Genomic DNA, 26,559 nt, shown 5'->3' with positions numbered 1-26,559 from the left:
GCTGGACCGATACCAACGGGGGCGGGCAAAGGTGGCGGTTGCGGCAAAGGTGAGCGTTGAGCCCAAACCAAAGCAAACCCGCTTTGTGAACTCGCTGGTCCCAGAGGGGGTTTTGGTTAAGGCAAAGGTCGGGACTTAGAGCCGTACAAGGCTCGCCAAGCGCGGGCTACAACGTGGCAGCCGCGTCCCTAACACGCATGACGGTCTGACGGCTGGTATCCAGGTCACGGGCAATGACTGCTACGGCCTCCCCGGCTTCCAGTCGCTGCCGCACTGCCTGCAGTTGCGCCTTGCTCAGGCTCTTGGGCCTGCCCAGCGCCTTGCCCTCGGCCTTGGCCCGTGCCAGCCCCGCCTGCGTGCGCTCGATGAGCAGGTCCCGCTCGAACTCGGCCATGGCGTTGATGACCCCCATGGTCATCTTCCCTGCGGGGCTGGTGAGGTCCATACCACCCAGCGCGAGGCAGTGAACCCGGACCCCCATGCCCGCCAGCCACTCCACCGAGGACCGGACATCCATGGCATTGCGTCCCAGCCTGTCCAGCTTGGTCACGACGAGGACATCCCCGGCTTCCAGCTTGTTCACCAGTCGCCCCCACCCTTCCCGCTCTGAGGCCGCTACAGACCCCGACACGGTCTCTTTGATGATGCGCTGGGGGGTCAGCTGGTAGCCCGCTGCGGCTATCTCTTGGACTTGGTTATCGGGGGTCTGGTCGCTAGTGGACACGCGGCAGTAGGCGAAGAGGCGGGACATCGGTAGCACCCAGGGTGTTCGTTAAGGATGTCCGAATCATCCTGCATGTCCGAAAGACTGTCAAGCTAGTTTTCCGACACCCTTCCCGAGGGGGTCCGAAACCGGACGGTTGTGGACGGACAGCGTATCAACGCTGCTGGGGTGGGCCTGCCCTCTTAGCCTCATCAATACTCGGCCCGCGCGGCAATGAGCACACGAGTTGCCCTCAACCTCTTCAGTTCTGGTAGGGCGCTGCTACAGCTTTGGTGGCATGCAAGGCAATCACGGGGGGCAGGGGGGGAATGAGGGATGGCCCCTCAACGCAACCCGTTTCACATTTTTTGTGAAAATAATTGGGGGTTGAGCGTTACCCCAAAACACAACGAAAAAAGGAAGACCTTTGTTTGGACTATTCGCGAAACCCGACCTGAACCTACCCGAGCGAGCGGCACTCATGCTGACACTGGTTCAAGCAAGCCTGATGGCCTACGTGAAGCATGGCCGGTGGCTCAACGAGGACCACCGGGCGACAGTGGTCGGAAACTGGCTGGAACGAAACGGAAGGAAGGCCGGCGTCCCGTTTCGAGGCAAGATTTCCGCTGCTGCTGATGAGATGGCCAGATATCTAGTAGCAACTCTTGACCCAGAGGACATCCGCGACATGTTTGCTTTGCTAGACCGAGGGCAACACATCAAACCTGGGCAGGACCCAGAAGTCGAGCGAGAGATACACAACCTGATGCGCGAATGCGAGCGTGCGCTGATTGCAAAGGGGCTCGCATCATGAGGAGTACGTGGTAGATTCCGTGGTAGTTGCAATCTGTACCGCGCTGACAGGGCCTTTGAAATCAACCACTTAGGTGCGGCCATAGGATGCCTTCAGTCATCTCTCCGGCACCAAATGAAAACCTCCAGTTCCCCAAGGGCTGGAGGTTTTTTCATGCCCACGGCGAATCTGCCCTTACGGCAATGCATGGGCACGCCGCCAAGCCATCGGCGACACCCCCGACCAGACCTTGAAGCTGCGCGAAAACACGCTTTGCTCGGCAAAACCCAGCATCAGCGAGATTTCGGGCAGCGCCAGTTGCGGGTCGCGCAAGTACTGTTTGGCCAGCTCGTGGCGCAGGCCGCTCAGCACCTGTTTGTAGCGCAGACCCCGCTCTTGCAAGGCCCGGTACAAGGAGCGCTCCGACAGGCCCATGCGGGAAGCCACCAGGTTGGCGTCGGCCCGGCCGTCCTGCAGCGCGGCGAGCATCTGGCGCTGCAATTCGCTCAGCAACGGGTCGGCGCTGGGCAGCGCCTGCAGCAGCGACTCGGCCTGCTGCTCCAGCAAGCCGATCAGGTGGGGGTCCTGGCTGCGGATGGGCAAGGCCATGGCCTGCAAGGGCAGGTGCATGGCCCCATCGGCGCAGTCGAAATGCACAGGGCAGCCATAAAACCGGCTGTAGGGCGTGGTGTCGGCCGGCCGGGGCTGGGCCATGTCCACGCGTGTCGGGCCAAGGTCGTCGCGGCCGGTCAGCTGGCGCATGAACCCACAGAGGCCGGCAGTGACCACATCGTCCGACAGCAGGGTCGATTTCTGCTTTGTCTTTCCCCAGCCGATGACCACCGTGTCGGCGTTGTGGCTGACCAGCATGGGAACCAGGTTGTGCAGCAGCGGCTGGAAGCGGCCGACCCGCAGCAGCGCCTGGCCCAGCGTGTCGCTGTACACCGCCAGGTAGCCCAGCACACCCACATGGTGGGGCCGGGCGCAGCCGCCGATCTGCAGGCCCAGCGCCGCCTCGCCGGGACAAGCCTGCTGGATTTCCTCCAGCAAGGCCCACCAGGTGGTGATGGGCATGCGCGGCCCCTGGGCCAAGCGGGCCAGCCGCTCACGCAGCGCAGGCAGGTCCAGGCCGCGCTGGTCCAGAAAGCTCAGCAGCAGGCTGGCCAGCGAGGCGGCCACGTCAATCCTGGGGTCCACGGCTTGGGTGTGCATTGGCAGACTATGTCAAAAATCGTCGGACCGGGTCAAGACCGCGGCCGGGGCTGTGGCCACAATGCAGCGCATGAACACCGCCCCCTCCCCCCTCACCCGCGGCTTTTTGCTGCTCTGTGGCCTCGCTTTCCTGCTGATCGGCGCCCACACCTTTGCCGACCCGCTGGCGGCCATGGCGCCGGTCGAACTCAACGTGGGCAGCGTCAGCGCCTTGAACGAGTTGCGCGCCAACTACGGCGGCCTGCAAATCGGCATCGGGCTGTTTCTGCTGGCCGGGTTGTGGCGGGCGGCCCTGACCGGACCGGCCCTGCTGGCCCAGGCGCTGCTGGTCGGTGGTCTGGCCGTGGGCCGGCTGGTCAGCCTGGCGCTGGACGGCCGGCCGAACGACGTGGTGCTGGGCCTGCTGGTGCTGGAAAGCCTGGTGGCGCTGGTGTCGTTGGCCTTGCTGCGACAGCATGTGCACACCCTGTGAGGAGGCGCCACCATGACTGAATTGCTTCAACCGCTGATGCCACTGCTGCACAGCCTGTTTGGCCAGGATGTGGACTGGAAACAGGTGTTTTTGATCGGCATGACGCCGCTGTTCCTGCTGGCCTTCATGGTCGAGTTCGTGGTGCAGCGCCAGCGTGGGCAAGGCCGCCAGTTCCATGCCAAGGAAATTCTGGCCAACCTGTCGCTGGGGGCCGGCTACCAGGTCTTCGAGGGCCTGATGTGGCTGCTGGTGACCGGCGGCATCTTTGCCTGGGTGTATGCGCACCGGCTGTTCGACATCCCGGTCAACGGCTGGAGCATTCTGCCCATCTTCATCGCCACCGAGTTCTGCTACTACTGGTTTCACCGCGCCTCGCACCGGGTGCGCTGGTTCTGGACCGCCCATGTGCCCCACCACAGCGGCGAAACCATGAACTTCACCACCGCCATGCGCCAGAGCCTGCTGAACGCGTTTGTGGGCACCTTTGTGTTCTACCTGCCGCTGGTCTGGCTGGGCGTGCCACCGGCGGTGGTGATGTTCTGCCTGGCGGTCGACCTGGCCTACCAGTACTTTGTGCACACCGAGGCCATCGGCCGCTTTCCGGCATGGTACGAATACATCTTCGACACCCCGTCCAACCACCGCGTCCACCATGGCCGGAATCCGGAATACATCGACAAGAACTACGGTGGCGTGCTGATCCTGTTCGACCGCTGGCTCGGTACCTACGCCGAGGAAAAGGCCAAGGTCGACTACGGCATCACCCAGCAGATCCGCTCGTACAACTTCCTGGTGCTCAATGGGCACGAAATGGTGGACATGTTGCGCGACGCCTGGGCACCGGGCCCGCTGGCTCAACGCCTCAAACACCTGGTCAAGCCACCGGACTGGCAGCGGCACGGCCACCGCCCCATCCGCACCTGGCCCACCGAAGACCATACCGGGGTTGGCGGGCCGGCCAGCCCAAAAAATGCCCTGACACCGCCGGGGCAAGCATGACTTGACGCCCTGCCGAGGAGATTCCGGCATCCAGACGCCTGCCTGGCGCCAAATCCACACGAAAAGCAGGGCATCGGCGGCCAATGGGTGGCTTCTGCCGGCATAGCGCCTTGCCGCTCGCATGCATTGGGGCTCGTCGGAGACTGTCACACAAGGGACGCTCTGTTACATGCTGGGTATCCGGGTCGTGTCAACGCCGGGAATACCCGGCACGTTGATGTGTCACAGGAGCAATGTGATGACCAACCAAAACCTCAACAGCTGGAAAACCGATGACCGCGACCGCCGCCGTTCGCCGCGGGCCCATGGCTTCCAGGGCTGACACTTTTCACCCGGTGTCTTGCGCCATGCAACACACCCGGCGTCACCCCCATGGGCGCCACCAACGGCTCTGAGCCGTCCGGCTCAAGCCTCGACCGCCGCCCTCCGGGCGAGCACCTTGTCGATGCGTTTGCCGTCCAGATCCACCACCTCGAAGTCCCAGCCGGCACAGGCCACACGGTCACCGGTGTCCGGCAAGCGGCCTGACACCGCCATCAGCAGGCCGGCCACGGTGTTGTAGCGGCCCCGCTCCTCGTCAGGCAATTCGTCGATCGCCAGCCGGCCTTTCAGCTCGGCCACCGGCATCAAACCGTCCAGCAACCAGCTGCCGTCCTCGCGCGGTGTGGCCCAGGCGTCGGCCTGGGTGCCCGGTTGCAACTCGCCGGTGATGGCCTCCAGCAGGTCGCGTGGGGTCATCAGGCCCTGCACCACACCGTACTCGTCCACCACAAACACCATGCGGCCGGAGCGGGCGCGGAACTGCTCCAGCAACTCCATGCCGCTCAGGGTTTCGGGCACAAAGGTGGCGGCCAGCGCATGCGGCTCCACCGGCCCCGGCTGATCGACCCCCAGCTGCAGCAGCCGGGCCACGCTGATCACCCCCACCACATCGTCCAGCCCGCCACGGCACACCGGGTACCAGGAATGGGCGCCCTGGTCACCGCCCTGCCCGGCCTTTTTCAGGCACTCGGCCACCGTGTGCGAGGCGTCCAGCCAAGCCAGGTCGGCCCGCGGCACCATCAGCGAGGTCAAAGGCCGGTCGTCCAGCAGAAACACGTTTTGCACCATCTGGTGCTCGTGGTGTTCGATCACCCCAGCGTCGCGCCCCTCGTCCAGGCTGGCAGAGATTTCCTCTTCGGTGACCGCCCGGCCAGCGTCGTTGTCCACCCGCAGCATCCTCAGCACCCCCTGGGTGCTGAGCGACAGCAGCCGCACAAAAGGCTTGGCCCCGGTGGCCACCCAGGTCATGGGCCGGGCCACCAGGCGCGCCACCGGCTCGGGGTAGAGCTGGCCGATGCGCTTGGGCACCAGCTCGCCGAACACAATGGTCACAAAGGTGATGCAGGTCACCACCAGGCCGGTGGCCACCAGCTCCGACGGGCGCTCCGTCAGCCCCAGTTGCTGCAGCCAGCTGGCCACCCCCTGGCTGAAGGCGGCCTCGCCGATGATGCCGTTGAGCACGCCGATGGAGGTGATGCCCACCTGCACCGACGACAAAAACTGCGTGGGGTTGTCCAGCAAGGTCAGCGCCGCCTGGGCGCCCTTGTCACCGGCCTCGGACATGGCCGCAAGGCGGGCTTTGCGGCTGGAGGCCAGCGCCAGTTCTGACATGGCAAACGCGCCGTTGAGCAGCGTCAACAACGCGATCAGCAAAAAATCCATGGCTCTGGGGTGAGAATCGGCACATGGCACTTTACTGTATTGGCGACCTGCAGGGCTGCGACGCACCGCTGGCCCGGCTGCTGGCCGAAATCGATTTCTCCCCCAGCCGCGACACCCTCTACTTTTTGGGCGACCTGGTCAACCGCGGGCCGGCCTCGGCCACGGTGCTGCGCCGGCTGATGGCTTATGGCGACGCCGCCCGCTGCCTGCTGGGCAACCATGACCTGCACCTGCTGGCGCTGGCCTTCGGCATCCGCCCGCTGCTCAAACACGACACCGTGGGCGACGTGCTCGACGCGCCCGACCGCGAGGCCATGATCGGCTGGCTGCGCCAGCAGCGCATGGCCATGCACGAACACGGTTGCCTGATGGTGCACGCCGGCGTGCTGCCGCAGTGGACCGCCGCACAAACCATGGCCCTGGCCAGCGAGGTCGAGGTGGTGCTGCGCAGCCCCGAGCTGGCCGATTTCCTGCGCCAGATGTATGGCGACGAGCCCCGCCAGTGGGACGATGCCTTGAGCGGCATGGCCCGGCTGCGGGTGGTGGTGAACGCGCTGACGCGGCTGCGTTTTTGCACCCCCGAGGGCGCGATGGAATTCACCGCCAAGGAATCGGTGGGCACGGCCCCGGCAGGCCATGTGCCCTGGTTTGACGCCGCCCACCGGCAGACGGCTGGCGTGACGGTGGCCTTTGGCCACTGGTCCACCCTCAAGCCCATGGACCGGACCGGCCTGCTGGCGCTGGACACCGGCTGCGTCTGGGGCGGCTGCCTCAGCGCCTGGCGGCTGGCCGAGAACGGCCGGCCCGGCGAGCTGGTCCAGGTGAAATGCGCCCAAGAACAAAAGCCCGGCTGAGGGCCGGGCTTTCTTTGTGCGAAGAGGGCTGCAAGCCCCCTGCCCTCAGCTGGCGCTGCTGAACAGCGCCGCGACCTTTTTCTTGGGCTTGATGTTGGCCGACACGCTGCTGCGTGGCCGCAGCTCGGCGCTGGCTTCCCAGGCTGGCGCGGCTTCTTTCTCCACCGGCGCTTCGTAGGGCTTGTCGAAGAAGGGGTCGCGCGAGACGGTGGCCGGGCGGCTGGGCTCGCGGCGCGGGGCACGCGGTGGCGGGTCCATCGCGTCGCGCGGGTCACCGGTTTCACCGGCTTCGCGCCAGGCCCGGCGGCCGTCGTTGATGCGGCCCTGCTCGCGGATGCGCGGCTGGTCTTCCTCAAACTCCACCGGTTCCAGTTCGAGCTTGGTCTTGATCAGCTTCTCGATGTCGGCGGCCAGGCGGGCGTCGCTGCTGGCGACAAAACTCACCGCCAGACCGGACGCGCCGGCCCGGCCGGTGCGGCCGATGCGGTGCACATAGTCTTCGGCATTGAACGGCAGGTCGAAGTTGAACACTGCCGGCACGTCCTTGATGTCCAGGCCGCGGGCGGCCACATCGGTGCACACCAGCAAATCGACCTCGCCCTTTTTGAAGGCCTCCAGCGCTTTCAGGCGCTCGTCCTGGCTCTTGTCGCCGTGCAGCGCGGTGGTCTTCAGGCCTTCGCGCTCCAGCGAGCGGGCCAGCCGGGCACAGCCCAGCTTGCTGTTGACGAACACAAAGGCCTGCTTGATGCCGCGCTGGCGCAGGATCTGGTGCAACGCGCGGCGCTTGTCGTCCGAGCCCACGCTGTAGAAATGCTGCTCCACCGTGGACGCGGTGGCGTTGGACCGGGCCACCTCCACCGTGACCGGGTCTTGCAGATAGCTGCCGGCCAGGCGCTTGATTTCCGGCGAGAAGGTGGCCGAGAACAGCAGCGTGGTGCGCTGCTTGGGCAAATAGCTCAGGATGCGTTGCAGGTCGGGCAGAAAGCCGATGTCCAGCATGCGGTCAGCCTCGTCGAGCACCACGTACTCGACCTGGTTCAGCACCGCGTTCTTGGCCTCGATGTGGTCCAGCAGGCGGCCGGGCGTGGCCACCAGCACCTCGACGCCTTTTTTCAGCTCCAGCGTCTGCGGCTTCATGTCCATGCCGCCAAACACCACCGCGGTGCGCAGGTTGGTGTGCACCGAGTACGACTTGACCGCCTTGGCCACCTGGTCGGCCAGTTCGCGGGTGGGCAGCAGCACCAGGGCGCGCACCGGGTGGCGGGCCGGCGAGGTGGAGCTGTTTTCGTGTTTCAGCAGGCGCTGCAGCAGCGGCAGCGCGAAAGCGGCGGTTTTGCCGGTGCCGGTCTGGGCAGCGCCCATCACGTCACGGCCCTCCAGCACCACCGGGATCGCCTGCGCCTGGATGGGCGTCATGGCGGTGTAGCCCATGTCGGCCACGGCGCGGGCCAGGGGTTCGGCGAGTTGCAGTTGGGAAAAAGAATCCAGGCTGGAGTCGGTCATCAATACATCGAGGCTGTTGCTATCAAACCGATAGCTGGCGGCCCCGGCTTGACCGGGGCAAACCCCGATTATCGCCCATCGTTATGGTTGCCTCACACTAAAAGTGTCACAGGCCTTGACTTGGCCGGTTTTCAGCCCGTTGTTGAACCAGCGCTGGCGCTGGGCGCTGCTGCCGTGGGTGAAGGATTCCGGCACCACCGCGCCACCGGCCGCCCCTTGCAAAGCGTCGTCGCCAATCCGGGCGGCGGCGTTCATCGCCTCCTCCACATCGCCCTGCTCCAGAATCTGTCGGGCGTTCTGCGCATGGTGGGCCCAAACACCGGCCAGGCAGTCGGCCTGCAACTCCAGCTTGACGCTCAGCGCGTTGAATTCCACCTTGCCCATGCGTTGGCGGGCCTGGTCCACCTTGGCGCTGATGCCCAGCAGGTTTTGCACATGGTGGCCCACCTCGTGGGCGATCACATAGGCCTGGGCGAAGTCGCCCGGCGCACCCAGCTTGTCTTTCAGCACCTTGTAAAAGCCCAGGTCGATGTAGACCTTGTGGTCGGCCGGGCAGTAAAACGGCCCCATGGCCGCCTGGCCCTGGCCGCAGGCGGTGCGGGTGGCGCCGCGGAACAGCACCAGCTTGGGTTTCTCATACTGGCCACCGCCGCGGCTGAAGACATCGGTCCAGACGTCTTCGGTGTCGGCCAGCACCGTGGCCACGAACCTGGCCAGCGGGTCGTCGGCCGGCGGCCGCTGGGCCGGCGCCTGCACCGCCACCGGCGCGCCGCCACCGCCGCCGCTGAGCACATTCAGCAGGGTCAGCGGGTTGATGCCCAGCGCCCAGCCACCCAGCAAAGCCACCACCACGGTGCCGATGCCGATGTTGCGGCCGCCCAGCAGGCCGCCGATCAGGCCACCGCCGCCGCCCCCACCACCCTCGTCACGGCGGTCTTCCACGTTGTCGGATTCGCGGTTGCCTTCCCATTTCATGGCGGATCTCCTGGGCTACAGTCTGAGCCATGGTAATCCCCCCGGTGCCGACCCGGCCGCCCACGGTGTTGCTGGCCGGCTTTGACGCCTTCGACGGCCAGGCCCACAACCCCAGCGGCCAAGCCGCGCTGGCGCTGAACGGCCGCCGGATTGCCGGCCACCACGTGGTGGGGACGGAGTTGCCCACCCGCTTTGGCGCCGCGCCGGCCGCGCTGTTTGCGTTGATGGACCAACACCGGCCCGCGCTGGTGGTGTGCACCGGGCTGGCCAGCAGCCGTCAGGCCTTGTCGCTGGAGCGGGTGGCGGTGAACCTGGACGATGCCAGGACACCGGACAACGCCGGCCAACAACCCATCGACCAGCCGGTGGTGGCGGGCGGCCCGGTGGCCTATTTCAGCACCCTGCCGCTGAAACCCCTGCTGGCGGCGCTGCAGCAATCGGGCCTGCCGGCCGAGCTGTCGGGCAGCGCCGGCCAGTACGTTTGCAACCATGTGTTTTACGCGCTGATGCACCGGCTGGCACACACCCACGAGGCGCGTGGCGGCTTCGTCCATGTACCACCGCTGGCGGCACTGGCCTCGGCGCAAGCCCCCACCGAAACGGCTCAACTGGCCCGGTTGGTTGACGCCTTGGCACTGCTGCTGGCCACCGCGCTGGCGGTGGGCTGAGTCGAAAAAACTCAGGCGCGTGGCAAGGTCACGCCGCGCTGGCCCTGGTATTTGCCGCCGCGGTCTTTGTAACTGGTTTCACAGACCTCGTCGCTCTCGAAAAACAGCACCTGGGCGCAGCCTTCGCCAGCGTAGATTTTGGCCGGCAGCGGCGTGGTGTTGCTGAACTCCAGCGTCACATAACCTTCCCACTCGGGTTCGAAAGGCGTGACATTGACGATGATGCCGCAGCGCGCATAGGTGCTCTTGCCCAGGCAAATGGTCAGCACGTTGCGCGGGATGCGGAAGTACTCCACCGTGCGGGCCAGCGCGAAGCTGTTGGGCGGGATGATGCAGCTGTCGCCGTGGAAGTCGACAAAGCTTTTTTCGTCAAAGTTCTTCGGGTCCACCACCGTGCTGTGGATGTTGGTGAAGACCTTGAACTCGGGTGCGCAGCGGATGTCGTAGCCGTAGCTGCTGGTACCGTAGCTGATGATTTTGTGGCCCTCACGCTCGCGGATCTGGCCGGGCTCGAAGGGCTCGATCATGCCGGTGGTTTCGGCCATGCGGCGGATCCACTTGTCGCTTTTGATGCTCATGGGTCAGGTCTTTCAGGGGGTGAGGCGCAGCGTGCAGCCGTCGCCGATGGAGTCGCGCCAGACGCGCACCGCCGACAGCGCCGGCAGCTGCGGCCGCAGGCGCTCGGCAATGAAGCGGCACAGGTTTTCCAGCGTGGGCACACCCAGGCCGGGCAATTCGTCCAGGAAATGGTGGTCCAGCGCGGCGCGCACGGCCTCGACCTCGCGCCGCACCAGGCCCAGGTCCAGCACCATGCCGGTGGCCGGGTCGGGCTGGCCGCGCACAAACACCTCTGCCCAGTAGGTGTGGCCATGCACACGGCGGCTGCCCTCGGCCTCGATCTCGCGGCGCAACGTGTGCGCGGCATCGAAGAAAAAGCGCTGGCTCAGTTCGTAGTCGCCCATGGTGGTCAGCGTATGCCCGTGATCTTGTGGGTTTGCAGGCTCAGCCGCCATTGGGGGCGGGCCAGGCACAAAGCGATGCAGGCCTCGGTGTGGCGCAGCCGGTCGGGCCCGTCCATGGGCTGCAGGAAACGGTGCTCAAAGGCAGCGGCTTCCAGCGCGTCCAGGTCCAGCGCCGGCTGGGGCCAGACCACCTTCAGTTCCTGGCCTGAGCGCTGCACCCAGTCGGCACCGGCCTTGGGGCTGACACACAGCCAGTCTATGCCGGCTGGCGCGGCCAGCGTGCCATTGGTTTCCACCGCGATCTCGAAGCCCTGGGCGTGCAAGGCGGCCACCAGCGGCGCGTCCACCTGCAGCAGCGGCTCGCCACCGGTCAGCACCACCAGCCGCTGGCCGGCCGGGCCTTGGGGCCAGGCCGCAGCGATCTGGCCGGCCAGCGCCTCGGCCTCGTACTTGCCACCCAGCGTGCCATCGGTGCCGACGAAATCGGTGTCACAGAACTGGCAGGTGGCGCGGGCCCGGTCTTCCTCGCGGCCCGACCACAGGTTGCAGCCGGCAAAGCGGCAGAACACGGCCGGCCGCCCCGCGTTGGCGCCTTCGCCTTGCAGGGTGTAGAAGATTTCCTTGATCTGGTAGGCCATGGGAGGCTGAATTATCGGTCACCGCCGGAGCGGGCCGGCTGGGCTACAGTCGGTGCCCATGTCTGCCGCTCCCACCCCTGCCCTGCCCCCGGCACTCACCGCGCCGGTGCGCGACCTGGCCAGCGCCCAGGCCGCCATCGCCGCCGTGCTGGCCTGGGGCGAAACACTGGGCCTGACCGTCAAGCCACCGCCGGCCGAACCGGTGGGCTGCTGCGGCCGCGGCTGCGAGGGCTGTGTCTGGCTGGGCTGGTTTGGCGCGCTGGAGCGCTGGCGGGCCGTAGCCCTGGCCGGCTGAGCGCGCTACAGGATCAGCAGCGCCCGAAAGTCGTTGACGTTGGTGTGGGTGGGCCCGGTGACCACCAGGTCGCCCAGCGCGTCAAAAAAACCATAGGCGTCGTGCCGGTCCAGGTGGTTGTTCAGCGACAGGCCTTGGGCCTGGGCCCGCGCCAGCGTGTCGGGCGCGACCCAGGCGCCGGCGTTGTCTTCCACACCGTCGATGCCGTCGGTGTCGGCCGCCAGCGCAAACACCCCCGCCTGCCCCTGCAGCGCCTGCGCCAGGCCCAGGCAAAACTCGCCGGCCCGACCGCCCCGGCCCGGGGCCGCGCCCGCTGCCTGCGGCCGCAGGGTCACGGTGGTTTCGCCACCGCTCAGCAACACACAGGGCCGGGCGAAAGGCGCGCCGCGCTGGGCCACCGCCCGTGCCAGGGCCGCATGGACCTTGGCCACCTCGCGCGACTCGCCCTCGATGGCGTCGCTGAGGATGTAGGCGTCCAGCCCCGCCGCCCGGGCTGCGGCGGCCGCCGCCTCCAGCGACTGCTGGGGCGTGGCCACGACATGGACCGCGCCGCCCAGCGCCGGGTGACCGGGTTTGGGCGTTTCCAGCGCGCCGCTGCGCAGTGCCGCGTCCACCGCCGGCGGCACGGCAATGCCGTAGCGAAGCAGGATGGCCAGCGCCTCGGCGCAGCTGCTGGGGTCGGCCACCGTGGGGCCGCTGGCAATGGTGGCCGGGTCGTCGCCCGGCACGTCGCTGATGGTCAGCGTCACCAGCCGGGCCGGCGCACAGGCCAGCGCCAGCCGGCCGCCCTTGATGCGGGACAGGTGTTTGCGCACGGTGTTCATCTCGCCAATGCCGGCGCCGCTGGCCAGCAGCTGGCGGTTGATGCGCTGCTTGTCGGCCAAGTCCAGGCCCTCGGCCGGCAGCGTCAGCAACGACGAGCCGCCACCGGAGATCAGGCACAGCACCAGGTCGTCTTCGTTCAGGCCTTGGGCCAGGTCCAGCATGCGCTGGGCAGCAGTCAGGCCGGCGGCGTCCGGCACCGGGTGGGCGGCCTCCACCACCTCGATGCGCTCAGCCAAGCCCGCCGGACGCGGCGGCACATGGCCGTAGCGGGTGACCACCAGGCCGCTCAGCGGTGCATCCGGCGGCCACAGCGCCTCCACCGCCTGGGCCATGGCGCCACCGGCCTTGCCGGCGCCCAGCACCAAGGTGCGGCCGCGCGGCGGCACCGGCAAATGGGCGCCCAGCGTGTGCAGCGGCTGGGCGCGCTGCACCGCCACGGCAAACAGGTGTTGCAGAAAACCGCGGGGGTCGCGCTGGGGTTCGGGAGTGGGGCTGGCCATGCGGCATTGTCTGCGTGCGCTGCCCGCCACCGCAAGCCGGCTGGAACTTGGGCGACGGGGTGGTGTCAGACCCTGCAGGCTTTTACACTGGGTTTGACCATGACCGCCCACCACCCCACCCGCCGCCAGTGGCTGCAACACACCAGCGCCTGGCTGGGTGCGCCGGCGCTGGCCGGACTGGCCGGCTGTGCCACCGCGCCGGTGTTCGAGACCCCACCCGCGTCGGTGACGGTGGCGCCGCTGCGCGACGGCCAGGTATTGCGCTTCCAGCTCACCGACCTGTACAGCGGCCGGAGCCTGGGCGAGGCCAGCATGGCGGTGTTGCCAGGCCCCGGCCCGGCCCGCCACCTGGCGGTGAGCCTGCCGGCCTCCAACGTGGCCCGCGACGACAGCCGCCCTGCCCGCACCGGCCCCACCGTCTGGAACGACGGCCAGGTCAGCGAGGAGCTGTTCTTTGATGTGCCCTGCCGCTTCGGCCAGCCCGACCCGCTGCTGCCGCCCGGCCTGGCGCTGGGCCGTGGCCCGCTGCTCAGCAACACCTGCCAGCGCGCCGACGACGACCGGCCGCGGCGCTGGGTAACGCAGCTCACCGGCGAAGGCTGGGAACGCATCGCCGTGCCGGCCGGCCGCTTTCTGGCGCTGCGGGTGCACCGCAGCATCTGGTTCGACCACCCCGACCCCTGGCGCCGCGACAACACCCGCAGCGAGCGACTGTGGTTTGCGCCAGCGGTCGGCTTCTGGGTGCGCCGCGAATGGACCGGCGAGTACCTGGTGCCCGACGTGCGGCGCGACCTGCGCCGCGAGGATTGGGTGCGTTTCGAGCTGGCCTGAGGCACCGGCAGGCCCACTTACACTGAGGCCATGGCCTGGCACGCGCACCTGCAACTCGACTACCTGGCACAGGCCGACCGCACAGTGGCCCGCTTTGTCCACCAGGGCCCGCTGCGGGTGCTGCAAAGCCTCTACCCCGAGGGCGACCGGGTCTGCCACAACGTGCTGGTGCACCCGCCCGGTGGCCTGGTTGGCGGCGACACCTTGACGGTGGACGTGACCGTGGGCCCCGGCGCCCATGGCCTGATCACCACCCCCGGCGCCAGCCGCTTTTACCGCTCGCTGGGCGAGCCCGCCTCGCAACACCAACGGCTACAACTGGCCGAAGGCGCGCGGCTGGAATGGCTGCCGATGGAAACCATCGCCTACAGCGGCTGCCTGGCCGAAAGCCGCACCGAGCTGCGGCTGGCCCCGGGCGCCGAGCTGATGGGCTGGGACCTGGTGGCGCTGGGCCTGCCACATGCCGACCAGCCCTTTGCCAGCGGCCAGCTGCAATTGCACACCGAACTGCCCGGCCACTGGCTGGAACGCGGCCTGATCAAGGCCCATGACCAGCGGCTGCTGGACAGCCCGCTGGGCCTGGCCGGCCAGCGCTGCTGCGCCATGTTGTACCTGGCCTGCGGCAGCGACCTCGGCCGTGCCCGCCGCGACCAGGCACTGGACCTGGCCCGCGAAGCCATCGAAGGCCACGCGCTGGCACTCAGCGCCGGTGCCACCTCACCCAACGACCGGGTGGTGGTGGTGCGGGTGCTGGCCCCGGTGGTGGAACCGGCACTGCAGCTGCTGCGTGCGGTGCGCGACGCCTGGCGTGTGGGCCTGTGGCAACAGCCCGCCACCCAGCCCCGCCTGTGGGCCATGTAAGGAGCGCCACCATGACAGCCACACCCACCGTCACCGCCCCGCTGGCCGAAGTGCAGGTGCTGGCCTTCGACATCTTCGGCACCGTGGTCGACTGGCATGGCAGCATCCAGCGTGAGATGGCCACACTTCACCCGGAGGTGGACGGCAACGCCTTTGCGCTGGCCTGGCGGGCCGGCTACAAGCCAGCGATGGCGCGGGTGATGCGTGGTGAACTCGGTTGGACCCTGATCGACGACTTGCACCGCATGGTGCTGAACGAGCTGTTGCCGCGCTTTGGCCTGGCCCATCTGGACGAGGCCCAGCGCCAGCACCTGAACCGGGTCTGGCACCGCCTGGACCCCTGGCCCGACAGCGTGGCCGCGCTGACCCGGCTGAAGCAGCGCTTCACCCTTTGCACGCTGTCCAACGGCAATCTGGGCCTGTTGACCGCCATGGCCAAACGCGCCGGCCTGCCCTGGGACTGTGTGCTGTCGGCCGAGGTGTTCCGCGCCTACAAGCCCGACCCCGCCACCTACCTGGGGGTGGCCAGCGTGTTTGACGTGGCACCGGCCCAGGTGATGCTGGTGGCCGCCCACCACGATGACCTGCAGGGCGCCCGCGCCTGTGGCCTGCACACCGCCTACATTGAGCGGCCCTTGGAGTTTGGTGCGCAACAAGGCAAGGACGTGTCACCGCAGCCCGGCAACACCTTGCACTGCCGCGACCTGCTGGACCTGGCCGACCGGCTGGGCTGCTGAACGCCCCGCACGATCAGATCGCCACCAGCTGGCGTATGCCCTTGGCCTCCATCTCACTGCCCGGCCCGCGGGCAATGAACTCGCCGCGCTCCATCACCAAATACTGGTCGGCCAGTTCCTCGGCGAAGTCGTAGTACTGCTCCACCAGCAGGATGGCCATGTCGCCGCGGTCGGCCAGCATGCGGATCACCCGGCCGATGTCCTTGATGATGCTGGGCTGGATGCCCTCGGTGGGCTCGTCCAGGATCAGCAGCTTGGGGCCGGCCGCCAGCGCGCGGGCAATCGCCAGTTGCTGCTGCTGCCCGCCCGACAAATCGCCGCCGCGCCGGTTCAGCATCTGCTTGAGCACCGGGAACAGCTCGTACAACTCGGCCGGAATGGGTGTGCCGGCTTTCTTGTAGGCCAGGCCCATCTTCAGGTTTTCTTCCACCGTGAGCCGGGCAAAAATCTCGCGGCCCTGCGGCACGAAGCCGATGCCGGCGCGGGCGCGTTCGTAGGGCGTGGCGGCCTGGATTTGCTGGCCGTTGAACTCGATGCTGCCGGTTTTGATGGGCACCAGACCCATCAGGCTTTTGAGCAGCGTGGTCTTGCCGACGCCGTTTCTTCCGAGCAGGACGGTGACCTGGCCCCGTTCGGCGGTCAGGCTGACGTCGCGGAGGATGTGGGAGCCGCCGTAGTACTGGTTGATGTTGTTGACGGTCAGCATAGGGGTTGGCCTTTTTTCAGGGCGGGAGCCGGGTCGCGCCCCGGCGGGCGCCTCACTTTTCTTTGCTTCGCCAAAGAAAAGTAAGCAAAAGAAAGGCGACCCTGCTGTCTGCGTCCCCTGCGCTGCGCGCCGGGGCAACCTGCGGTGCTCGCGCTCAGCGGGGTCTCGCTGAAACTCGCTTCGCTCAAACAGCAGCGAGCCCTGGTCCGCTGAGCGCTCCGCGCCTCGGCGCACACAGAAGGGGTGGAGGAAAAAGAAGTCAACAAGGACGCGCCATGGCGCGTCCTTGTTTGTGTTTTATCTTCTTCACCCGTTCTGGCTGGGCCGAGGCGCGCAGAAGCGGGCGGACAAGGGTTCGCGATTGTCTGAGCCGAAGGCGAGTTCGAGCGAACCCCCGCCCGCTTCGAGCACCGCAGGTTGCCCGCAGCGCAGCGGAGGGACCCAGACTGCGGGTCGCCTTTTCTTTGCTTACTTTCTTTTGGCGAAGCAAAAGAAAGTGAGTCGGCCGCCGGGCCGAGACCCGGCTCCAGAACCACAACAAAATCAGCGCCCAAGGTACACCTCAATCACCCGCTCATCCGCCTGCACCTCGTCCAGCGTGCCCTGCGCCAGCACCGAGCCATCACACAACACCGTGACAATCTCCGAGATGGTGCGGATGAAGGACATGTCGTGCTCCACCACCATCAGCGAATGCTTGCCCTTCAAGGTGAGGAACAGCTCCGCCGTGCGGGCGGTTTCCTCGTCGGTCATGCCGGCCACCGGCTCGTCCAGCAGCAAGAGCTTGGGGTCTTGCATCAGCAGCATGCCGATCTCCAGCCACTGCTTCTGGCCATGGCTCAGGTTGCCCGCCATGCGGGTCACGCTGTCGGCCAGGTGGATGGTGTGCAGCACCTCGGCCAGCAGGTCTTTCTGCGCCGAATCGAGCCTGAAGAACATCGAGGCCTTGACGCCCTTGTGGGTTTTCAGCGCCAGCTCCAGGTTCTCGAACACGCTGAGCTGCTCGAACACCGTGGGCTTCTGGAACTTGCGGCCGATGCCCAGCGCGGCGATCTCGGGCTCGTTGTGGCGCAGCAGGTCGATGGTGCTGCCGAAATACACCGTGCCCTCGTTGGGCCGGGTCTTGCCGGTGATGATGTCCATCATCGTGGTCTTGCCAGCGCCATTGGGGCCGATGATGCAGCGCAGCTCACCCGGCGCGATGTCCAGGCTCAGCTTGTTGATGGCCTTGAAGCCGTCGAAGCTCACGCTCACGTCGTCCAGGTAAAGGATGCGGCCATGGGTCAGGTCCACCTCGCCTGGCGTGCCGATGCGGGAAAAGCCGGCGGCGCGGCCGCCGGACTCGGTCAAGCCCTCCGGCTTCTGGCGCTTGGCCGCGATGCGGCGTGCGCCGGCTTCCAGCAGGTCGGGTGTCATGCCTTGGCCCCTTTCAGCTTCTTCAGCAGCCCCACCACGCCCTGTGGCAGGAACAAGGTCACGCCGATGAACATCGCGCCCAGAAAGTACAGCCAGAACTCGGGGTAGGTCTGCGTCAGCCAGCTCTTGGCGCCGTTGACGATGAAGGCGCCGGCAATCGGCCCAACCAACGTGGCGCGGCCACCCACCGCCGCCCAGATGGCCATCTCGATGGCGTTGGCTGGGCTCATTTCACTCGGGTTGATGATGCCCACCTGCGGCACGTACAGGGCGCCGGCCACGCCACACATCATGGCCGAGATGACCCAGATGGTGAGCTTGTAGCCCAGCGGCGAATAGCCGGAAAACATCACCCGGGTTTCGGCGTCGCGGATGGCCTGCAGCACCCGGCCGAACTTGGCTGTGACCAGCCAGCGGGCCAGCAGCAAAAAGCCGAGCAGCGTGCAGCCGGTCAGCACAAACAGCCCCATGCGCATGCTGGGGGTGGCAATGGCCACGCCGAGGATGCGTTTGAAATCGGTGAAGCCGTTGTTGCCACCAAAGCCGGTCTCGTTGCGAAAGAACAGCAGCATGGCGGCAAAGGTCATGGCCTGGGTGATGATGGAGAAATACACCCCCTTGATGCGCGAGCGGAAGGCGAAGTAGCCGAACACAAAGGCCACCAGGCCCGGCACCGCCACCACCAGGAACAGCGTGGCGACAAAGCTGTCGCTCAGCGCCCAGTGCCAGGGCAGTTCCTTCCAGTCGAGAAAAACCATGAAGTCGGGCAGGTCGCTTTTGTAGTTGCCGTCACGGCCGATCTGCCGCATCAAATACATGCCCATCACATAGCCACCCAGCGCAAAAAACAGGCCGTGGCCCAGGCTCAGGATGCCGGTGAAGCCCCAGATCAGGTCCATGGCCAGCGCACAGATGGCGTAGCACATGATCTTGCCCACCAGGGCCACCGCGTAGTCGCTCAGGTGGAACAAATTGCCCTCGGGCACCACCAGGTTGAGCAAGGGTGCGAGCGCACAGATGGCGATCAGCGCGGCCGAGAAACCGGCCCAGCCCTTGCGGGTGAACAGCGGCGCGGGGGCGGGAAGTTGAAGCGTGGGCGTGGTCATGTCAGGCTTCCGCAGAGCGGCCCTTCATCGCGAAGATGCCCTGCGGCCGCTTCTGGATGAAGACGATGATCAGCACCAGCACCGCGATCTTGGCCAGCACGGCGCCGGTGATGCCTTCAAGGAATTTGTTCAGCACACCCAGGCCCAGCGCGGCGTACACCGTACCGGCCAGCTGGCCCACGCCACCCAGCACCACCACCATGAAGGCGTCGACGATGTAGCCCTGGCCCAGGTCCGGCCCCACATTGCCCACCTGGCTCAGGGCGCAGCCGGCCAGGCCGGCAATGCCGGAACCGAGCGCGAAAGCATAGGTGTCGATGCGGGCGGTGTTGACGCCCATGCAGGAGGCGATCGGCCGGTTCTGTGTGACGCCGCGCACAAACAGGCCCAGTCGGGTGCGGCCGATCAGCCAGGCCATGGCCAACAGCACCGCGATGGCAAAGCCAATGATGACGATGCGGTTCCACGGCAGCTGCAGATTGCCCAGCAACTGCACGCCGCCGCTCATCCAGCTTGGGTTTTCCACACCGACGTTTTGCGCGCCGAAGAAGCTGCGCACCAGCTGCTGCAGCATCAGGCTGATGCCCCAGGTGGCGAGCAGGGTTTCCAGCGGCCGGCCGTACAGGAAGCGGATCACGCTGCGCTCCAGCGCCGCACCCATCAGCGCCGAGGCCATGAAAGACACCGGCACCGCCGCCACCAAATACCAGTCGAAGGCGCCGGGAAGGTACTTCTGGAACAGACCTTGCACCACGTAAGTGGCGTAGGCGCCGATCATCATCAGCTCGCCATGGGCCATGTTGATCACACCCATCAGCCCGTAGGTGATGGCCAGGCCCAACGCCACCAGCAGCAGGATGGAGCCCAGGCTGATGCCGCTGAAGATGGCGGCCAGCTTGTCGCCCCAGGCCAGCCGGCCTTCCACCGCCCGCAGGCTGGCTTGCAGCGCGGCCTTGACCTCGGCCTGGTCTTCGGTTTTCAGGCGCTCCAGCAAAGCGGTCTTGGTGTTGGGGTTGTCGCTGCTGGCCAGCAGGATCGCGGCTTCCTGGCGCTGAGCCGGGTTGTCACTGACCAACAGCATGGTGGCGCGCACCAGGCCCAGCTGCAGCTTCAGGCCGGCGTCGGCTTCGGCGGCCAGCGCTTTTTCAACCACCGGCAGCCGCACCGGGTCGGCCTCGGCCTGCAGCGTGGTGATGGCGGCGCGGCGCACTTTTTCGTCGGTGGAAAACAGCTTCAGCGAGGCCAGCGCGGCATCCAGCTCGCCGCGCATGCGGTTGTTGTTGCTGACATCCTCCGCCCCCTCGGGCAACGGCAACTCAGCCCCGGTGACCGGGTCAAAGGCCTTGTCGCCACGCACCACCAGCACCTGCTCGCCAGCGACCTTCACCGCGTCGTCCACCAGGGCCTGCACAAAGGCGGTGGTCTTGTCGTCGCCCGCGGCCACGGCCTGGGTCAGTGCGGCGATGCGGGCATCGGTCTCGCCGCTGGCGATGGCCTTGGCCTCGCTCGCGGTGAGCGCGTGGGCCGCGCCTGTCAAAGTCAGCGCGGCCAGCAAAAGGAATGTTCGAATCAGCATCTGGGAACCTGTAGGGTGAACAGCACGCTGCCCATCCTGCAAACACCGCTCAACCAGCGCCCTGGACCATGCCAGGGCGCGCTGCGCCGGGCCGCCCCAAGCGGCCGCGCCGTCCCCCTGGGGGGAAGGCGGCCGCCAGGCCGACTCAGGGGGGTTACTTCTTCGCCGGCTCGTCCGGCTTCTTGTCGTTGCCCTCGATGTAGGGGCTCCAGGGCTTGGCTTTCACCGGGCCCGGGGTCTTCCAGACCACGTTGAACTGGCCGTCGGCCTTGACCTCGCCGATGAACACGCTCTTGTGCAAATGGTGGTTCTTCTCGTCCATCTTGCTGACGATGCCGCTGGGCGCCTTGAAGGTCTGGCCGGCCATCGCGGCAATGACCTTGTCGACGTCGGTGCTCTTGGCTTTTTCCACCGCCTGCTTCCACATGTTGATGCCGATGTAGGTGGCTTCCATCGGGTCGTTGGTCAGCGGCTTGTCCTTGTGACCGGCGATGTTCTTAGCCTTGGCGTAGGCGCTCCACTTCTTGATGAAATCGTCGTTGGCTGGGTTCTTGATGCTCATGAAGTAGTTCCAGGCCGCCAGGTGGCCCACCAGCGGCTTGGTGTCCACGCCGCGCAGCTCTTCCTCACCCACGCTGAAGGCGACCACCGGTACGTCCTTGGCCTTCAGGCCGGCGTTGCCCAGTTCCTTGTAGAAGGGCACGTTGGAGTCGCCGTTGATGGTGGACACCACCGCGGTCTTGCCACCGGCCGAGAACTTCTTGATGTCGGCCACGATGGTCTGGTAGTCGCTGTGGCCGAAGGGGGTGTATTTCTCGTCGATGTCCTTGTCGGCCACGCCCTTGCTCTTCAGATAGGCGCGCAAAATCTTGTTGGTGGTGCGGGGGTACACATAGTCGGTGCCCAGCAGCACCCAGCGCTTGGCGCCGCCGCCGTCTTTGCTCATCAAATAGTCCACCGCAGGAATGGCCTGCTGGTTGGGCGCGGCACCGGTGTAGAACACGTTCTTGCTGAGTTCCTCGCCCTCGTACTGCACCGGGTAGAACAGCAGGCCGTTGAGTTCCTCCACCACCGGCAGCACCGACTTGCGGCTCACCGAGGTCCAGCAGCCGAAGATCACGGCCACTTTGTCTTGGGTCAGCAGCTGCTTGGTTTTTTCGGCGAACAGCGGCCAGTTGGACGCGGGGTCCACCACCACCGGTTCCAGCTTCTTGCCCAGCACACCGCCCTTGGCGTTGATCTCGTCGATGGCCATCAGCACCGTGTCTTTCAGCACCGTCTCGGAAATCGCCATGGTGCCCGACAGGCTGTGCAGCACACCGACCTTGATGGTGTCGGCCGCCTGGGCCGTGCCCACGGTGAGACCGGCCAGCGAGGTGCTGGCCAGGGCAGCGGCGGCAAGCGCCTTGAGGGTGAAGCGACGAATCATGGGCATCTCCTGGGGAATGGATGGGGGGTGAGGAAAGATGGCTTCATGCTAGGCAGCCCCCGGGTTCCCACCAATACGACACATGGCGTACAGCCCCCCGCCCCGAGGCGGGGCCCTGCGCGTTTGCGCTGGCGCAAGCCCGGGCTTTTCCGCAGCGCTGGCAGGCGGCAAAACCCTTACCCTCGCACCCAGGGGCCTGTCCCTGGCCCGGGATGAGAAAGGCGTGTGATGCAACTCCGCTTCCTCGGTGCGGCCCAGGAGGTCACCGGCTCCTGCTATTTGGTGGAGGCCGACGGCCTGCGTTTTCTGGTGGACTGCGGCATGTTCCAGGGCGGTGCGCTGGCCCGGGAACATAACCAGCAGGCCTGGCCTTTCGACCCGCGCCAGATCGACTTTGTGCTGGTCACCCATGCCCACATCGACCACAGCGGCCTGCTGCCCCGGCTGTCGGCCATGGGCTTCAAGGGCCCGGTCTACACCACCACCGCCACCGCGGACCTGCTCAAGGTGATGCTGCTCGACAGCGCCTTCATCCAGGAAATGGAATGGGCGCGGGCCGAGCGCCGGCACCGGCAAGGCGGGCGGGCGGTGTTTGCGCCGCTGTACACCGTGGCCCAGGCCCAGGCCTGTCTGGACCAGTTGCAGGGGGTGGCATACGACCACGACCTGCAGCCCCACCCCCAGCTGCGCTGCCGCTTCCGCGACGCCGGCCACATCCTGGGCTCGGCCATCGTCGAGCTGTGGCTGACCGAGGGCGATCGCAGCTGCAAACTGGTTTTTTCAGGCGACCTGGGCCAGCCCGGCCGGCCCATCGTGCGCAACCCCACGCCCGTCGAAGAAGCCGACGTGTTGCTGGTGGAATCCACCTACGGCAACCGCCTGCACCGGCCGCTGAGCGACACCGAGGACGAACTGGTGGAGGTGATCACCACCACGCTGCAGCGCCGCCACGGCAACGTGATCATCCCGGCCTTTGCGCTGGGCCGCACCCAGGAGCTGCTCTTCCTGCTGGCCCGGTTGTGCCAGCAGAAGCGGCTGCCGCGGCTCAAGGTCTTCGTCGATTCACCGCTGGCCGCCAAGGCGACCGAGATCACCTGGAAGCACCCGGAATTCCTGGACGACGAGACGCGCCAGCTGATGGCCTTGCACCAGCGCCACCCCGAATGGCTGGACCTGCGCTTCACCGAGAGCGTGGCGGAGTCCGAGGCGCTGAACCACATCCGGTCGGGCGCCATCATCATCGCCGCCAGCGGCATGTGCGACGCCGGCCGCATCAAACACCACCTGCGCCACAACCTGCCGCGGCGCGACTGCGCGGTGGTCATCATCGGCTACCAGGCCGGCGGCACGCTGGGCCGCCGGCTGGTGGACGGCGAGAAGGAGGTGCGCATCTTCGGCGAGTCCTACCCGGTGCGGGCCAGCATCCACACCCTGGGTGGCCTGTCGGCCCATGCCGACCAGGCCGCGCTGATGGGCTGGCTGGGCCATTTCAAGGCGCCGCCGGCCCGCACCTTTGTGGTCCATGGCGAGGCAGAGACCGCACGTGGTTTCGCCGACAAGATCAGCGCCGATTTGGGCTGGCGGGCCGAAGCGCCACAGGCGGGGCAACAAGTGAGGCTGTGAAGCCTGCGCCGGCTCTCAGGGTTGGGGTTCGAGCTGCCGCTGCACCCAGGCCAGCAGCGCGTCGGTGCTCTGGAACTCGTCGCTGGAGCGGGCCGGCACATCGGCATGCAGGCCGGCCCACATGCGCGACAAGGTGTTGCCCGGCCCCAGCTCCAGCACACAGCGAGGCTGGCGCTCGGCCAGCGTGGCCATGCAGCGGTCCCACAGCACGGTGTGGTCGATCTGTCGGGCCAGGGCCTGCTTCAGCCCGGCCGGGTCGCGCCGCCCGGCCCCGTCCAGGTTGCAGACCAGCACCGCCGCCGCGCGTGGCCAGAGCATGGGGGCGATCAGGCGCCCAAAGGCCTCGGCCGCCGGGGCCATGGCCACGGTGTGCGAGGCCACCCGCACCCGCAAGGGCGTCAGCTCGGCGCCTTGCGCCAACAGGGTCGGGGTCAAGGCCTCCAGCGCAGCGAGCGGGCCGCCCAGTACACCCCGGTCGCCCGCCAGGCGGATGGCCAGCCCCACACCGAAGCGCTGGCACAGCGGCGCCAGGCCGTCCAAGCGCAGGCCGCTGAAGGCCAGCAGACCGTCGGGCTGGGCCGTGCCACAGGCGTCCATGGCCAGGGCGCGCCGCTCGGCGAGTTGCAGCGCGGTGTCGGCATCGAACAGGCCGGCGGCACTGAAAGCAGCCAGTTCGCCCACGCTGTAACCCGCCAGCATGGCCGGCCGCGGCAGCCGGGGTGCCAGCGCCGCCCAGGTGGCCAGCGCGCAACCGGTCAACACCAGCTGGGCCACGCGGTTGCTGCTGGCCTGCGCGGGGTCGGCCAGGCAGCGGCGCCAGTCCTGGCCCAGCCGCGCATTCAGAGCAGCCAGCACCGGTGCGGCCAGCGCCTCGCCGTCCAGCCAGGGCAACATGCCGGCATGCTGGACCCCCTGACCCGGAAACAACAGCGCCAGGCTCATGGGCGGCGGCCCAGCCGCTCGACCAGGCAGGCAGCGGCCAGCACATCGGCCGCGCCGCCGGGCGACAGGCGCCGGGCCACAAATTCACGGTGGATCTGTTGCGCATGGGCCAGCGCATCGGGCCGGGCGGCGCCACCAGCGCGCAGAAAGGCCCTGGCCTGGGCCTGCGCAAAACGCAGGCCGGCCAGCCCGCCGCGGTGGGCCAGGTTGGTGTCGTCCAGCACGGCCAGGGTGTGGAAGAACACCTGCAACCTGGCCTGCTGGTCGTTCAGGCCACCGGCCCGCGCCACCGCCAGGGCCGGCACGGCACCGTCGAACAGCACCGGAAAGCCCAGCGCCGCCTCCTCGCCCGCACCGCGCAGGCCCAGGGCCAGCACCGCCCGCTGCCCGTTCGACGCCGGGGCCTGCGGACGGCGGCCGTGCAAGGCCTCGCCCCAGGTGGCCATCAGCAGCGCACGCAGGGCGTCGGCACTCACGGCGCCCCCAGCCAGCCCAGCGCTGGCACACAGCAAGCCCAGCGTGAAGATGGCGCCCCGGTGGGTGTTGACGCCGCCGGTGGCCTGCAGCATGCGGGCCTCGGCCGCCAGCCCCAGGCTTTGCAGCGCGGCAAACGGCGCGCCACGCTGGCCCAGCTGGGCGATCTGCACAAAGTAGTGGCGCAGCGAAAACAGGCTGCGCATGAAGGTGCTGGCGTCCATGTCGCTGTGGCTGCCGGCGTCGACAAAGGACACCAGGCCGGGCTTGGGGGCCAGGGCCAGCTCGTCGTACAGCGAGGCAATGGCCGCCCGCCCGATCTGCTGGGCCCGCCCACGGGGGGCCACCTCGGCCAACGCGGCGACAGACCTCGAGGCGCTCAGCATGGCAACGCCTCCGGCCAGGCTTCCAGTGCGGCCCCCGACAGCCGCTTGACCAGCAGACGGTCCACCCGCCCGGCCCGCCAGGCCGCCCACTCGCGCCAGGCCACGGCCGCGCCGTCGGCAAACACCAGCTCACCGTCCAGCCGGGGACCGGTCCACACCAGGGCCTGCAAGGCCTCGACCGCCCGCTCGGCAATGCGGGCGTCGGCCACCGCCAGGTGCAGGTCGAGGTCGGAGCCGGGCCGCACACAGGGCAGGCCGGTCAGGTGCTGCCAGCCAAAGCTGCCATGCACCTGGGCCACCACGCCGGCGGCGTCCAGAACCTGGCCCAGTGCCGCCCAGGCGGGCCGACAGGCCACCGGCAAAAGATCGCTGACCGATGCAGCCAAAGGGAAGTCGCCCAGCCCCGCCACCGCAGACCGCGCCACCCGCAGCGCCAGCCGGCGCCGCTGCCATTGCAAAGGCGCGGCCAGCCCCAGGGCGATCTGGTCGGTGGGCAGTGCGGCCGGCCGTTGGGTCACCACCAGCGGCAAGGCATGCGTCGCCCAATGGGCCAGGCAGTCCCGCGCTTGGTCGTCCCAGGGCGCGGCGCGCAGCGCGTCCCAGCCCCACGGATGAAGCCAGACCAGCTGGTTGCGGCGCAGCGGGGCCATGGACAAACCCGCTCAGGCCGCCAGCACGCGGGCCACCACCGAGGCCGCGAGGCGACGGCCGCCGCGCGCGGCGCCGTCCTGCGCCCGCTGGTCGTCGGTGGGCGAATGGGCCAGCGCGTCGCGCAGGCCGGCGGCCAGGTCACCCTGCCACAGGGCGCGGATGCCGCCCATGGCCACGTAGTTCTGCACCCCGGGCGCAAACACCGGGTTGGCCTCGGACAAGGTGGCCAGCCGGTCTTCGGAAATCTTGGTGACGCGGGCCATGGCCGGGATGCGCATGACGCGGATTTCGGCCTCAGGCAAGGCATAGCAGGCGTCGGCAATCAGGCCGGAGGTGATGAAGCCGCCCGACAGCGCCTGGTCGTAGACCAGGCCGATCACGCGGTGGCCACGCCGCCGCGCCAGGTCGATGCAGCAGCCCAGGTGGGCCATGGCGCGGTTGATGCCCAGCAGCTCGTCGCGCCGGCGCAGCTGCTGGCCCTGGGTGTCCACCAGCAGCAGGATGGGGCGGCCGGGGTGTTGTTGCATCGTGTCCAGCACCACCTTGGCCTGCTGCAGCGCGATGGCGAAGCCGATCGCCGCATGGTGGGTGCTGCCCACCACGGCCAGGGTCTGGCCGTCAAAAGACGCCGTGCCGCTGAGAAAGTCGCCGTCGGCGTGGATCTGGTGCTGGTGGCCGAACAGCGCGTCGGCGAGGGTTTGCCATTGCATGGTGGGGG

The 26,559-nt window shown here is 67.6% G+C and carries 28 protein-coding genes; 10 read left to right on the top strand and 18 right to left on the bottom strand.

The genetic code is table 11. From position 1 onward, the window contains the following. Nucleotides 1–166 precede the first annotated feature (166 nt). Nucleotides 167–751 (bottom strand): recombinase family protein, encoded by a 585-nt coding sequence (locus tag AC4BAR_RS02165; protein WP_490626172.1) that lies wholly within the window; start codon nt 749–751, stop codon nt 167–169. Between the two features lie 433 nt (nt 752–1,184). Here AC4BAR_RS02165 and AC4BAR_RS02160 point away from each other — a divergent pair, with 433 nt between their 5' ends. Beyond that, nucleotides 1,185–1,517, top strand: a complete 333-nt coding sequence (locus tag AC4BAR_RS02160) for a hypothetical protein (protein WP_490626171.1) — start codon at nt 1,185–1,187, stop codon at nt 1,515–1,517. 174 nt (nt 1,518–1,691) lie between these two features. On the opposite strand, the gene AC4BAR_RS02155 is transcribed toward AC4BAR_RS02160, so the two are convergent. Beyond that, on the bottom strand, nt 1,692–2,708 hold the full coding sequence (locus AC4BAR_RS02155; RefSeq protein ID WP_490626170.1) for an AraC family transcriptional regulator: 1,017 nt from the start codon (nt 2,706–2,708) through the stop codon (nt 1,692–1,694). Nucleotides 2,709–2,778: 70 nt separating this feature from the next. Between AC4BAR_RS02155 and AC4BAR_RS02150 the strand changes: the two genes are divergently transcribed. Next, nucleotides 2,779–3,180: a DUF4345 domain-containing protein gene (locus AC4BAR_RS02150; RefSeq protein ID WP_490626169.1), complete on the top strand. Its 402-nt coding sequence runs from the start codon at nt 2,779–2,781 to the stop codon at nt 3,178–3,180. 12 nt (nt 3,181–3,192) lie between these two features. Next, on the top strand, nt 3,193–4,179 hold the full coding sequence (locus AC4BAR_RS02145; protein ID WP_490626168.1) for a sterol desaturase family protein: 987 nt from the start codon (nt 3,193–3,195) through the stop codon (nt 4,177–4,179). Nucleotides 4,180–4,584: 405 nt separating this feature from the next. Here the strand turns inward: AC4BAR_RS02145 and AC4BAR_RS02140 are convergent, their stop codons facing one another. Next, nucleotides 4,585–5,883, bottom strand: a complete 1,299-nt coding sequence (locus tag AC4BAR_RS02140) for a hemolysin family protein (RefSeq protein WP_490626167.1) — start codon at nt 5,881–5,883, stop codon at nt 4,585–4,587. A gap of 23 nt (nt 5,884–5,906) precedes the next feature. On the opposite strand from AC4BAR_RS02140, the gene AC4BAR_RS02135 reads away from it, so the two are divergent. Further along, nucleotides 5,907–6,737 carry a symmetrical bis(5'-nucleosyl)-tetraphosphatase gene (locus AC4BAR_RS02135; protein WP_490626166.1) on the top strand — a complete coding sequence of 277 codons (831 nt, stop codon included), beginning with the start codon at nt 5,907–5,909 and terminating at the stop codon, nt 6,735–6,737. A 45-nt stretch (nt 6,738–6,782) separates the two neighbouring features. Here the strand turns inward: AC4BAR_RS02135 and AC4BAR_RS02130 are convergent, their stop codons facing one another. Further along, entirely contained in the window at nt 6,783–8,240 is a 1,458-nt protein-coding gene (locus AC4BAR_RS02130; RefSeq protein ID WP_490626165.1) for a DEAD/DEAH box helicase, read from the bottom strand. 81 nt (nt 8,241–8,321) lie between these two features. Then, nucleotides 8,322–9,215 (bottom strand): KPN_02809 family neutral zinc metallopeptidase, encoded by an 894-nt coding sequence (ypfJ, locus tag AC4BAR_RS02125; RefSeq protein ID WP_490626164.1) that lies wholly within the window; start codon nt 9,213–9,215, stop codon nt 8,322–8,324. A 29-nt stretch (nt 9,216–9,244) separates the two neighbouring features. On the opposite strand from ypfJ, the gene AC4BAR_RS02120 reads away from it, so the two are divergent. Further along, complete coding sequence (locus tag AC4BAR_RS02120; protein WP_490626163.1) at nt 9,245–9,883, top strand: pyroglutamyl-peptidase I; 639 nt, start codon at nt 9,245–9,247, stop codon at nt 9,881–9,883. Nucleotides 9,884–9,894: 11 nt separating this feature from the next. On the opposite strand, the gene dcd is transcribed toward AC4BAR_RS02120, so the two are convergent. The 3 genes from dcd to queE are packed head-to-tail and all read right to left on the bottom strand — an operon-like array spanning nt 9,895 to nt 11,483. After that, entirely contained in the window at nt 9,895–10,461 is a 567-nt protein-coding gene (gene dcd / locus AC4BAR_RS02115; protein ID WP_490626162.1) for a dCTP deaminase, read from the bottom strand. Nucleotides 10,462–10,473: 12 nt separating this feature from the next. After that, nucleotides 10,474–10,845 carry a 6-pyruvoyl trahydropterin synthase family protein gene (locus tag AC4BAR_RS02110; protein WP_490626161.1) on the bottom strand — a complete coding sequence of 124 codons (372 nt, stop codon included), beginning with the start codon at nt 10,843–10,845 and terminating at the stop codon, nt 10,474–10,476. 5 nt (nt 10,846–10,850) lie between these two features. Continuing rightward, nucleotides 10,851–11,483 (bottom strand): 7-carboxy-7-deazaguanine synthase, encoded by a 633-nt coding sequence (queE, locus tag AC4BAR_RS02105; protein WP_490626160.1) that lies wholly within the window; start codon nt 11,481–11,483, stop codon nt 10,851–10,853. A gap of 58 nt (nt 11,484–11,541) precedes the next feature. Here queE and AC4BAR_RS02100 point away from each other — a divergent pair, with 58 nt between their 5' ends. Beyond that, nucleotides 11,542–11,778 carry an oxidoreductase-like domain-containing protein gene (locus tag AC4BAR_RS02100; protein ID WP_490626159.1) on the top strand — a complete coding sequence of 79 codons (237 nt, stop codon included), beginning with the start codon at nt 11,542–11,544 and terminating at the stop codon, nt 11,776–11,778. A 5-nt stretch (nt 11,779–11,783) separates the two neighbouring features. Here the strand turns inward: AC4BAR_RS02100 and AC4BAR_RS02095 are convergent, their stop codons facing one another. After that, nucleotides 11,784–13,103 (bottom strand): glycerate kinase type-2 family protein, encoded by a 1,320-nt coding sequence (locus AC4BAR_RS02095; protein WP_490626158.1) that lies wholly within the window; start codon nt 13,101–13,103, stop codon nt 11,784–11,786. A 99-nt stretch (nt 13,104–13,202) separates the two neighbouring features. On the opposite strand from AC4BAR_RS02095, the gene AC4BAR_RS02090 reads away from it, so the two are divergent. From AC4BAR_RS02090 to AC4BAR_RS02080, 3 genes are read left to right on the top strand one after another with little or no spacing between them, the layout of a single operon-like run. Then, complete coding sequence (locus AC4BAR_RS02090; RefSeq protein ID WP_490626157.1) at nt 13,203–13,934, top strand: hypothetical protein; 732 nt, start codon at nt 13,203–13,205, stop codon at nt 13,932–13,934. A gap of 30 nt (nt 13,935–13,964) precedes the next feature. Beyond that, complete coding sequence (locus AC4BAR_RS02085) at nt 13,965–14,795, top strand: urease accessory protein UreD (RefSeq protein WP_490626156.1); 831 nt, start codon at nt 13,965–13,967, stop codon at nt 14,793–14,795. An 11-nt stretch (nt 14,796–14,806) separates the two neighbouring features. Then, on the top strand, nt 14,807–15,532 hold the full coding sequence (locus tag AC4BAR_RS02080) for a haloacid dehalogenase type II (protein WP_490626155.1): 726 nt from the start codon (nt 14,807–14,809) through the stop codon (nt 15,530–15,532). Nucleotides 15,533–15,545: 13 nt separating this feature from the next. Here the strand turns inward: AC4BAR_RS02080 and urtE are convergent, their stop codons facing one another. From urtE to urtA, 5 genes are all read right to left on the bottom strand, one after another. Next, complete coding sequence (urtE, locus tag AC4BAR_RS02075) at nt 15,546–16,238, bottom strand: urea ABC transporter ATP-binding subunit UrtE (RefSeq protein WP_490626154.1); 693 nt, start codon at nt 16,236–16,238, stop codon at nt 15,546–15,548. 543 nt (nt 16,239–16,781) lie between these two features. Beyond that, entirely contained in the window at nt 16,782–17,654 is an 873-nt protein-coding gene (urtD, locus tag AC4BAR_RS02070; RefSeq protein WP_490626153.1) for an urea ABC transporter ATP-binding protein UrtD, read from the bottom strand. Then, complete coding sequence (gene urtC, locus AC4BAR_RS02065) at nt 17,651–18,760, bottom strand: urea ABC transporter permease subunit UrtC (RefSeq protein WP_490626152.1); 1,110 nt, start codon at nt 18,758–18,760, stop codon at nt 17,651–17,653. Before urtC ends, urtD begins: the two co-directional genes overlap by 4 nt. A 1-nt stretch (nt 18,761) precedes the next feature. Continuing rightward, on the bottom strand, nt 18,762–20,336 hold the full coding sequence (gene urtB, locus AC4BAR_RS02060; protein WP_490626151.1) for an urea ABC transporter permease subunit UrtB: 1,575 nt from the start codon (nt 20,334–20,336) through the stop codon (nt 18,762–18,764). Between the two features lie 154 nt (nt 20,337–20,490). Continuing rightward, nucleotides 20,491–21,765: an urea ABC transporter substrate-binding protein gene (gene urtA, locus AC4BAR_RS02055; RefSeq protein WP_490626150.1), complete on the bottom strand. Its 1,275-nt coding sequence runs from the start codon at nt 21,763–21,765 to the stop codon at nt 20,491–20,493. Nucleotides 21,766–21,993: 228 nt separating this feature from the next. On the opposite strand from urtA, the gene AC4BAR_RS02050 reads away from it, so the two are divergent. Continuing rightward, complete coding sequence (locus tag AC4BAR_RS02050) at nt 21,994–23,388, top strand: MBL fold metallo-hydrolase RNA specificity domain-containing protein (RefSeq protein ID WP_490626149.1); 1,395 nt, start codon at nt 21,994–21,996, stop codon at nt 23,386–23,388. A gap of 15 nt (nt 23,389–23,403) precedes the next feature. On the opposite strand, the gene AC4BAR_RS02045 is transcribed toward AC4BAR_RS02050, so the two are convergent. Genes AC4BAR_RS02045 through mdcE form a run of 4 tightly spaced genes read right to left on the bottom strand, consistent with a single transcriptional unit; the run spans nt 23,404 to nt 26,551 of the window. After that, nucleotides 23,404–24,330 (bottom strand): ACP S-malonyltransferase, encoded by a 927-nt coding sequence (locus AC4BAR_RS02045; RefSeq protein ID WP_490626148.1) that lies wholly within the window; start codon nt 24,328–24,330, stop codon nt 23,404–23,406. Next, entirely contained in the window at nt 24,327–25,190 is an 864-nt protein-coding gene (mdcB, locus tag AC4BAR_RS02040; RefSeq protein WP_490626147.1) for a triphosphoribosyl-dephospho-CoA synthase MdcB, read from the bottom strand. The genes AC4BAR_RS02045 and mdcB overlap by 4 nt, the downstream gene beginning before the upstream one ends. Next, the gene (gene mdcG, locus AC4BAR_RS02035; RefSeq protein ID WP_490626146.1) at nt 25,184–25,840 is read right to left on the bottom strand and encodes a malonate decarboxylase holo-[acyl-carrier-protein] synthase; all 657 of its coding nucleotides are present in this window, start codon (nt 25,838–25,840) and stop codon (nt 25,184–25,186) included. Before mdcG ends, mdcB begins: the two co-directional genes overlap by 7 nt. A 12-nt stretch (nt 25,841–25,852) precedes the next feature. After that, nucleotides 25,853–26,551 carry a biotin-independent malonate decarboxylase subunit gamma gene (gene mdcE, locus AC4BAR_RS02030; RefSeq protein ID WP_490626145.1) on the bottom strand — a complete coding sequence of 233 codons (699 nt, stop codon included), beginning with the start codon at nt 26,549–26,551 and terminating at the stop codon, nt 25,853–25,855. Between the last annotated feature and the right edge of the window lie 8 nt (nt 26,552–26,559).

It is taken from the genome of Rhodoferax sp. SPJ4 (assembly GCF_058216275.1).
Note: the sequence above shows the minus strand (reverse complement) of the source record. Positions and strands in the feature narration are given on the sequence as shown.